At 46.1% G+C, this 9,232-nt stretch carries 8 protein-coding genes; 3 read left to right on the forward strand and 5 right to left on the reverse strand.

The window, feature by feature from the left end; all coding sequences use genetic code 11:
- Window positions 1–160: 160 nt before the first annotated feature.
- Both Q0R35_RS02670 and Q0R35_RS02675 read left to right on the forward strand, forming a co-directional pair.
- Window positions 161–535, forward strand: a complete 375-nt coding sequence (locus Q0R35_RS02670) for a VanZ family protein (RefSeq protein WP_295614196.1) — start codon at window positions 161–163, stop codon at window positions 533–535.
- Window positions 536–613: 78 nt separating this feature from the next.
- The gene (locus Q0R35_RS02675; protein ID WP_295614199.1) at window positions 614–1,651 is read left to right on the forward strand and encodes a TrkA family potassium uptake protein; all 1,038 of its coding nucleotides are present in this window, start codon (window positions 614–616) and stop codon (window positions 1,649–1,651) included.
- Between the two features lie 45 nt (window positions 1,652–1,696).
- On the opposite strand, the gene Q0R35_RS02680 is transcribed toward Q0R35_RS02675, so the two are convergent.
- From Q0R35_RS02680 to Q0R35_RS02700, 5 genes are all read right to left on the reverse strand, one after another.
- The gene (locus tag Q0R35_RS02680) at window positions 1,697–2,170 is read right to left on the reverse strand and encodes a M67 family metallopeptidase (protein WP_295614201.1); all 474 of its coding nucleotides are present in this window, start codon (window positions 2,168–2,170) and stop codon (window positions 1,697–1,699) included.
- 12 nt (window positions 2,171–2,182) lie between these two features.
- The gene (locus tag Q0R35_RS02685) at window positions 2,183–3,358 is read right to left on the reverse strand and encodes a hypothetical protein (protein ID WP_295614202.1); all 1,176 of its coding nucleotides are present in this window, start codon (window positions 3,356–3,358) and stop codon (window positions 2,183–2,185) included.
- Window positions 3,359–3,471: 113 nt separating this feature from the next.
- The gene (locus Q0R35_RS02690) at window positions 3,472–5,187 is read right to left on the reverse strand and encodes a serine protease (RefSeq protein WP_295614205.1); all 1,716 of its coding nucleotides are present in this window, start codon (window positions 5,185–5,187) and stop codon (window positions 3,472–3,474) included.
- Window positions 5,188–5,223: 36 nt separating this feature from the next.
- Complete coding sequence (locus tag Q0R35_RS02695) at window positions 5,224–6,825, reverse strand: tetratricopeptide repeat-containing serine protease family protein (protein ID WP_295614207.1); 1,602 nt, start codon at window positions 6,823–6,825, stop codon at window positions 5,224–5,226.
- Between the two features lie 282 nt (window positions 6,826–7,107).
- Window positions 7,108–7,683: an HAD family hydrolase gene (locus tag Q0R35_RS02700; RefSeq protein WP_295614209.1), complete on the reverse strand. Its 576-nt coding sequence runs from the start codon at window positions 7,681–7,683 to the stop codon at window positions 7,108–7,110.
- 216 nt (window positions 7,684–7,899) lie between these two features.
- Here Q0R35_RS02700 and Q0R35_RS02705 point away from each other — a divergent pair.
- On the forward strand, window positions 7,900–9,232 hold a 1,333-nt coding region (locus Q0R35_RS02705), incomplete at its 3' end, for an ABC transporter substrate-binding protein (RefSeq protein ID WP_366944808.1).

A 9,232-nucleotide genomic window follows, 5' to 3' on the forward strand; every position in this document is an offset into this window, starting at 1 on the left:
GCTGGTTTCCACAGGTAGGGGCAAATCATGAATTGCCCCTACCTGTGGAAACCGCAACCCGTATGGCATGTAAGATCTGTGGGTAAGGCATAGCTTTTTAAGGGGGATGAGGCTCGATCTCAATTGTGGTTTAAATAGATCGTTTATTGGCTATAACTAAATGCGACTAAAACGCTGGCTGCCTTTTTCCCTATTCTTTCTGTTTGTTGCCGGGATTATTATTGGCAACGACTTAGGGCGACTGCGAACGATGATTAATTGGGTAGGCAGTTTTCCATTTGGCGATAAAATTGGGCACCTAGTACTGATTGGTACTTTAGCATTTTTGCTTAACTATGCGCTCGACGGTCGCACCATAAAAATCGGCAGATTCAAGGTATTATTAGGTTGCTCGATCGTCGCGATCGGTATGACGATCGAAGAAATTTCTCAAATTTGGATTCCCTGGCGAACATTCGACTTAGTAGATCTGTCTGCAAATTATCTAGGAATTGGACTGGCTGGTTTAAAATGGTTGCCAAAAAAATCGGTTTAGCCCTTAAAATTTAAATACCCAGATGCTCTGGCTCGATTATCAAAGTATCTTTTACGGCGTAACTGTCAACTAACAGCAATGGATTCCGCCGAGCAAAAATATCGTCGCATCAGGAAAGACTTGCAACGGGGTGGAATTGCCCTAACACTAGTATTTATTGCTGGAACCCTCTGGTACAGCCTAGTAGAGCATTGGCACTGGTTAGATGCAGTATATATGACTGTCATTACCCTAACCACAGTTGGCTATGGCGAAACGCAAAAATTAGGAGATCGGGGGCGAATTTTTACGATCGCCTTAATTTTAGCGGGAGTCATTACCATTGGTTACATCGTCAATCGATTTACGGAAGCCCTAATTGAAGGCTATTTTATAGAAGGTAGAAGACTCAGGCAACAAAAAAAACTCGTGGAATCTTTATCCGAACACTTTATCATCTGTGGTTTTGGACGCATCGGGCGACAAATTGCCGCTGAATTTGCGGCTGAAGGTACGACATTTGCGATCGCCGATGCGAGTAGCGAACAGGTAAGAATAGCTCAAGCAGAGGGCTATAATGCCATCCAAGCCGATGCTACGCTTGATGAAACGCTCCTAAAAATGGGCGTAGAAAAAGCTGCCTGTCTGGTGGCAGCATTGCCTTCTGATGCCGAAAATCTGTATATTATTTTATCTGCCAAAACCCTCAATCCTAAAATTCGGGCGATATCGCGCGCGAGTAACGAAGAAGCCGTACTCAAGCTCCAGCGTGCTGGTGCTGATAAAGTCATATCCCCCTACATTACTGGTGCAAAACGGATTGCGGCGGCGGCTTTAAGACCGCATGTGATGGATTTTATGGATGGGATTGTGGCTAGCGATCGATCTTTTTATATGGAAGAATTCGAGATCGAATCACAAGTTTGTCCGGTTGCTGGTTTATCATTGCGAGAGGCAAAATTACGATCGCAGTCTGGTTCGTTGGTATTGGCAATCCGTAGGCGGGATGGTAACCTGATTGTCGGCCCGACTGGTGAAACGATGATTATGGATCGGGATATGTTAATTTGTATGGGTACCGCCGATCAGTTGCGAGTTTTAAATCGGATTTTAGATCCGATTGCGCCGAGGGGATAGGTATTAGGTATTAGGTTTTAGGTTTTAGGTATTAGGTTTTAGGTTTTAGGGGAGTTTTAAGCAGCTAATTTCTTCTTGCTGAAATATACTCAGCTCGTCTAAAACCCAGCTTTTGAAATCCTTGACTTTTCCTTGCATTACAGAGACGATCGGATATGAATAGACATCCCAGGCTAAATCGCGATCGCAGATAGAAGGTACGGCGGGAGAATCGGGATGGGAATGAAAGAAACCTACAATTTCGAGCTGCAAATCTCGTCCGCGTTTTGTCGCTTTAAAAATAGCTTGAGGATCGATCGTATAGCGACTGGTTTTAGTTCTACAAATTTCGGTTAAATCTGCTAAAACATCGGCTAGTTCGGGATTTCCCCAAACATTAACCGTGGGAATAACTTCAACAACCGTTTTGAGAGATCCGGAGATCGTTCCTAATAAAATTCCACAGCATTCTTCTGGATAAATCTGTTCGGCACGATCGACGATAATTTGAATTTGAGCCTGACTAATAGCGATCGTCATTTTAGATCTAATCTACTTGAATAGCGCGCGCATTCCCTCTTGACGCTTGAGTGCGAGTTTCGTCACCTGGCGTTTTTCGGCTTGGCGAATAATGCGATTGAGGAGTTCGGTATACATCAAGGGTGGATTGGATTTTACCCAGAGGTAAAAAGATAGCGAACCAGGGAGAGTATTAATCTCATTAAAATAGAGTTTATCGCAACTGGCATCGATGATAAAATCGATGCGCGACACACCCGAACAGCCTAGAATTTTAAAGGCTTTTTTAGCGTAATCTACCGCAGCTTGTTTGAGTTCGGAATCGAGTTCTTGAGGGTCGATAATGCGGGATAAACTTGCCATCCCTTGCGATTCGTTACCGCCTGTTTTTTTACCACCATCATCGCGGAGATACTTTTCTTCAAAAGTCAGTATGCCGCTGAGTGAAACTGGCATTTCGATTACTGATGCGGTAATTTCATCATCATCTAAAACCGAGACATTTACTTCGACGATTTCTTTAACACAGGGTTCGACGATCGCATGACTATCGTATCGAAATGTATTTACCAAGCAAGCATTCAAAGTCCGCTCGTCTTTAGCTACCCCAATCCCGATACTCGAACCTAAATTACAGGGTTTGACAAATAGGGGCAATTGCTCTAAGCCGGGTGTTGCAAAAATCTGTTCTCTGACTGCTGCAAGGCTGGTTTGGGCATCACGCCTGTCGACTAAAGCCGCAGGTAAAACCGGAATACCAGCAGCTTTAAGCATCATTTTACATTGATACTTATTCATTCCCAGTGCCGCAGGCAGCACGCCACAGCCAGTATAAGTCGCATCTGCCATCTCTAGCATTCCCTGAATGCACCCATCCTCGCCAAAAGTGCCGTGGAAGGCAAGGAAATAGATATCGATAGGCAGAATGTCGTTCTGACGAGAATTGAGGTAGGTGAGTCCCTTACTACCCGCGATCGGTAACAGCGCGACTTCTTGTGCTAATTTGACAGAGCCGGGAAGGCGACGGTAGAAATTTTTGTCGAGCAGATTGTCACCGACATACCAGCGTCCGGTTTGAGCGATATAGACGGGGATAATTTCGTATTGGGTAACATCGATGACGTTAATCAGTTGGAGCGCGGTAATGACGGAGATTTCGTGTTCGACGGATCTACCACCGAATAATACTGCCAGTTTTTTCTTCTTCATTGCATCTGTCGATCGGCACGATTGACATTCTACGATCTTCTGACACCATTATTGGCAGATCGATCGAGTACCGCCTGCTATTTGAGCTGGATCGATACTAAAAAACGATCGTTCTAGGGAATTTGCTCCATTGCGGTGACGATGCGCTGGTAGTCAGCCATTTTCCCTTGTTGCTTGAATAGTGCTGCCGATTTCTGTAAATCTTCCGTTGCCGTTTTCTTATCGCCGCCTAGTGCTAACTTCGCCACCCCACGGTTGGCATAGGCTTGAGCGAAGTTGGGTTTGAGGGCAATGGCGCGGCTATAATCAGAGATCGCGCCTTGATTATCGCCGCTCTGGTATTTGGCAAACCCCCGGATGAAGTAGCCTTCAAATAGGTTAGGATTCAGTGCCAGCGCGCGGTTACATGCCTCGATCGCACCTTTGTTATCGCCGAGTGCGAGTTTGGCACCACCGATATTGCTATAAGCTTGCACGAGGCTGGGTTTAAGGACGAGTGCGCGGTTGAAATCTTCGATCGCTACTTGATATTCGCCCAGCTTATATTTAGCCAAACCTCGATTGATGTATGCTTCTGCTAATTTAGGATTAAAGCTAATGGCACGATTGCTGTCTTCGATCGCACCTTGATTATCGCCTAATTCTGACTTGGCAACAGCGCGATTAGAATAGGCTTGAGCAAAGTTGGGTCTGAGGGCAATTGCGCGAGTAGCATCTTCAATCGTGCCACGATTATCGCCTAACTGAAACTTAGCCAGACTGCGATTGACATAAGCTTCGGGTAAATCAGGATCGATCCTAATCGCCCGATTGCTGTCTTCCACTGCACCTTTAATATCGCCTAATTCCGCTTTCGCGTAAGCCCGATTGGAGTAAGCTAGAGCAACATTAGGATTGAGAGCGATACTTTTGTTGTAGTCTGATAATGCGCCTTGTCTGTCGCTCAATTGAGACTTAGCAACGCCTCGAACATAGTACAGCCGTGCGTTGCTGGAGTCGATCGCAATCGCTCGATCGGCATTCTCTAACATCCCCTGATAGTTGCCCTTACTCTCTTCTAGCAGTGCTGTCGCGAGTAAATCTTCGGCAGGCTTGGGTTTGATAGTGGCGACTTTTGTCGGTGCATAGCCGCTCACCCCGGCGGCGGTGGCGAACTTGGCAAATGTATTAATCGTAATCCCTAAATTGTAACCAGTCTTCACCCGCACGTTGTCATTAATAGTCGTTTGGAGCTTGGTATCGATATCGCCTTGTCCGTGAATGGCAATCAGTTCGCCGCTTTCGTTCCAGACTGGGCCGCCACTATAACCGGGTAAGGTATTATTACTATAAATTAGCGAGTAACCTTTGCCCTGTTGTTTATTTTGGGGATTGGCAACCACATCTCCCTTGACGATCGAAAATACCGAGGTGTTAATGGCGGTAGATAACGGGAATCCAGATACATAAATTGTTTCGGTGGCTTCAACGCGATCGGAATTATCGATTAATTTAGCAATTGGATAGTTTTTGCTACTAGTGAACGTAACTACTGCCAAATCGACTCGATCTGGAAACAGTTTTGCTTTACTAGTCTGGTGTTTGGTATCGTCGGCGGTGACGATTTCACAACCGCTCTTTTGAAAGTTATGCGCCACCGTTAGCACGCTATAAGTATTGCCATCTTTGCGAATAATCACCCCAGAACCAAAGTCACACCCAGTAATCTGCACGGTGGTTTGTCTGGCGATACGTTGAATTTCTACTGGGGACAAAGCCGCAGCAGGGGAAACATAGCTAATGAGGGCAATGGTACCTAGCAGTGCGGTTGGCAACAAGTAGTTTTTCATTTTCAGCGAAATATCCAATCTTCAGCATATTATCATCTACGAACCGATCCGTTTAATTTCGGCAATAACTCTTTGATAGCTGGCGGTTTGCCGTTGAAGTTTGAATCGATTGGCAGCTTTTTTAAGATCGACGATCGCACCTTTTTTATCGCCTAATTTAGCTTTAACCGAGCCGCGATTGGCATAGACTTTAGCACGATCGGGATCGATCGCGATCGATTTGTTGTAGTCTTCGATCGCGCCTCGATCGTCGCCAGTTTTAGCTTTGGCATTCCCACGATCGTGATAAGTTTCGGGATCTTTCGGGTTGAGCGCAATTGCCCGATTGAAACTAACGATCGCACCTTGAGCATCGCCCAGCTTGAATTTTGCCAGACCGAGATTGTAGTGAGCTTCGGTATAATTAGGATCGATCGCAATCGCTTGGTTTAAGTCTGCGAGTTCGCCCTTAGCGTCGCCTAGCATCGCCTTGACGGTGCCTCGACTCAAGTATGCTTGGGTTAGCTTAGAATCGAGGGCAATCGCCTGGTTAAAGTCTTTTAATGCGTCTTTGGTAGCACCGAGCTTGGCTTTAGCATTGCCGCGATTGTAATATGTTCTGGCATCATTGGCATTAAGAGCCATAGCTTTGTCATAGTCTACGATCGCGCCTTTATTATCGCCTAAGTCAGATTTAGTTACCCCGCGATTGTTGTAAGCCGAAGCCTGATTCGGATCGATCGCAATTGCTTGGTTATAGTCACCGAGCGCGTCTTTATTCCCTAGCATCGATTTGGCAACGCCGCGATTGTAGTAGAGTCGGGCATTTTGAGAGTCAAGAAAAATCGCCCGATCCATATCGGCTAACATTCCCCGATAGTCGCCTTTGCGCTCTTTTTGTAAGGCACTAGCAATTAAATCTTCTACGGGCTTAGGTTTAATTGAGATCGGCACGGTTGTGTAACCGCTAATTCCGGCAGTATTAGCCAGTTTGGTAAAGGTATTAACCGTAATCCCCAAATTATATCCAGTCTTGACTCGCACATTAGCATTCATCGTCGATTGCAGCTTAGGATCGACATCCCCCTGTCCGCGAACGGCAATTAACTCGCCGCGCTCGCTCCAAACGGGGTCGCCACTGTGCCCTGGCAGCGTATTATTGTAAATGAGCGAATAGCCTTGACCTTGTTGCGTGGTGCTATTACTGACGACATCCCCTTTGATAAAGGTAAAAACGGGCTGAGAAATCGCGCTAGATGTCGGAAAACCCGATACATAAATCGGTTCGCCAGCAGAGATGCGATCGGAATTATCGATGAGTTTGGCAACTGGATAGTTTTTGTTACTAGTAAAGCTGACAACCGCCAAATCGACATTATTAGGAAACACTCTCACCTGCGAAACTCGATACCGCTGTTCGTCTGGCGCGACAATTTCGCACCCGCTCTTTCTAACTATCTGCGCTACCGTCAGCACGGTATAAGTATTGTTATTTTTCCCAATTATTATCCCAGATCCCACATCGCATCTAGTTACCCGGATGGTGGCTTGTTTGGCGATTTGCTGTACCTGCACTGGCGATAGAGCCATAGCAGGCGCAACAAAGCTGACTAAGGCGATCGTACCAAGTAAAGCGGTTGGCAACAGATGATTTTTCATGGTTCGATCGAATAATTGTCGATACGCTTATTTTATCGTGGGGTAACTGAATTAGTGGTGACATTATCTAAATTACTAGTTAAGCTTACAGATCCCTATATAAGTAAGTAGGCGCAATTATCGATCGAATAGATTATGCCTGAAACCTAGTTGGTAGGCAGTACCCACCCTACTGACTCTAAGAAATGCAACCGCAGAGGCGTAAAGAGCGCAAAGGTAAGAAAAAGAGGGTTAAGCTTCTTATTTAGGATCGATATACGTGGATCGATCTTTGAGGTACTGTTATTGTTTGTTTACCACCCGATCGCGCCAACCTCTTTTTTCAACACTGCGGATATTACGCTCGTGTTTGAGGATGTTTAAATAGTCGAGCAAATAACTTAATTCTCGATCGGTTTCATCGCCTTCAAACGGCTTAACTGTAATTAAGTTACCATAACTTTTTTCCCACTTCTTGGGCGTATCATCGATCGCAATGACTGCTTCTAAGTCAAAGCCGCGCCGTTTGACTTTTTTTAACGGCTTGCGCGAGTAATATTGAGGGTAATGCCCATCGATAAGATCGAGATTGTAATTATAGCCGATCGAACAACGATCGCTCGTCCAGACAAATTTAAGAGCTTGCGGATCGGGAAAAATTGTCGCCACGACTTGGGTTGCATATTCAGCACCAGAAGATGTCCACACCGCCACATCGAACCAATTTAAGCAAGTTAGTAAAAAAGTATCGAGATTGGGACGCTTATAAACATGGTAATTATAGACCGAAAAATCTGGCAGTCTTGCCAATGGTTTTTCGGCAGCATGAATGAGCGTTTCATCCAAATCGAGAATTAATAATTTACGGTTGGTTTCCATCTAACAATCTACGATAGCTCATCCTATTTACTATTCCCTAGCCCCTATCCCCTATTACCTATTCCCTACTTGCAGCGAGCGACAGCCGTTGGCGATAGCCTGCCGTCGGCACACTGTCCACTAGCCCCTATCCCCTTAAAGGTGCTAACATCAACGGCAATGGACAGATCGAGTAACGATCGCCATTGTGTGTGTGAAGAGTTCGATCTAAAAACAATGACTATGCCCAATCGACGCATCCAGCCAAAACTAGCTTTAGTAATGGCATTATTAACGACTTTTGCCAGTTTACTGACCAGTTGTACCGATCCTACTAGTAGCACTGGTGGTGGTACTACTCCCACGGCTAGTAGTGGTGGCGATAGTAAAGGGTTAAAAATTGGTTCCTTACTATCGAATACTGGCGATACTGCCTCGATCGCGCAACCGCTCCCGCTGGCGATTAAAATGGCAGTAGACACCGTTAACAGTTGCGGCGGCATCAATGGCGCGCCAGTTACTCTCATCTCCGAAGACGATCAAAGCGATCCGAGTGCGGGTGCCTCGGCAATGACAAAACTCACCGAAGTTGATAAAGTAGCTGGTGTAGTGGGAGCTTTTGGTAGTGGCGTTTCTACCGCCGCTGCCGATGTCGCCGCTAAAAATAAAGTAATGATGATCTCGCCAGGAAGCACCAGTCCCGTCTTTACCGAGCGCGCCAAAGCAGGTAAATATCAGGGCTATTGGGCGCGTACCGCTCCACCAGATACCTATCAAGCCAAAGCAATGGCTCAGTTAGCCTTCAAAAAAGGGTTTAAAAAAGTTGCGACAATCGCAATTAATAATGATTATGGTGTCGGCTTTGAAAAAGAATTCATCGCCGCTTTCAAAAGTTTAGGCGGTACCGTCACCAACGAAGCCAAACCCACCCGTTACGATCCTAAAGCCACCACCTTCGACTCAGAAGTCAAAGCCGCATTTGAAGGCAAACCGCAAGCTCTAGCCACCATCGTCTATCCCGATACGGGTTCGCTACTGCTCAAAGCCGCCTACGAACAAGGTTTGAGTAAAGGCGTGACAATTATGCTCCCCGATGGTGCCTACTCGCCAAAATTCCCCGATCAGGTCGGAAAAACAGCGGATGGCAAATTTATCATTGAGGGGGCGATCGGTACCGTTCCTGGGGCACATGGCAAGGCTTTAGAGGACTTTAATAAGAAGTGGTTGGCAACTGGAAAACCGCTTACTTCATACCTCCAACACTCTTGGGATGCTACCGCACTACTAATGCTAGCAGCACAAGCAGCTAAAACCAATACGGGCGAAGGCATTGCTAGTAAAGTTCGCGAAGTTGCAGGCGGCCCCGGCGAAGAAGTTTCCGATCTGTGTCAAGCAATTAGCTTACTCAAAGCTGGTAAAAAAATCAACTATCAAGGTGCCAGCGGTAACGTCGATCTCGATGCTCAAGGCGATGTTATCGGTACTTACGATATCTGGCAAGTTCAACCCGATGGTACGCTCAAAACGATCGATAAAGTCAGTTTTGACGATGCCAAGAAGGTGGAGGCGA

Origin of the sequence: Chamaesiphon sp. GL140_3_metabinner_50 (assembly GCF_025361915.1) — a bacterium.
Classification (GTDB): domain Bacteria; phylum Cyanobacteriota; class Cyanobacteriia; order Cyanobacteriales; family Chamaesiphonaceae; genus Chamaesiphon.

Coding starts and splice junctions, on each gene's coding strand:
- Q0R35_RS02670 (WP_295614196.1), top strand. CDS start 161: ATGCGACTAAAACGCTGGCTGCCTTTTTCCCTATTCTTTCTGTTTGTT.
- Q0R35_RS02675 (WP_295614199.1), top strand. CDS start 614: ATGGATTCCGCCGAGCAAAAATATCGTCGCATCAGGAAAGACTTGCAA.
- Q0R35_RS02680 (WP_295614201.1), bottom strand. CDS start 2,170: ATGACGATCGCTATTAGTCAGGCTCAAATTCAAATTATCGTCGATCGT.
- Q0R35_RS02685 (WP_295614202.1), bottom strand. CDS start 3,358: ATGAAGAAGAAAAAACTGGCAGTATTATTCGGTGGTAGATCCGTCGAA.
- Q0R35_RS02690 (WP_295614205.1), bottom strand. CDS start 5,187: ATGAAAAACTACTTGTTGCCAACCGCACTGCTAGGTACCATTGCCCTC.
- Q0R35_RS02695 (WP_295614207.1), bottom strand. CDS start 6,825: ATGAAAAATCATCTGTTGCCAACCGCTTTACTTGGTACGATCGCCTTA.
- Q0R35_RS02700 (WP_295614209.1), bottom strand. CDS start 7,683: ATGGAAACCAACCGTAAATTATTAATTCTCGATTTGGATGAAACGCTC.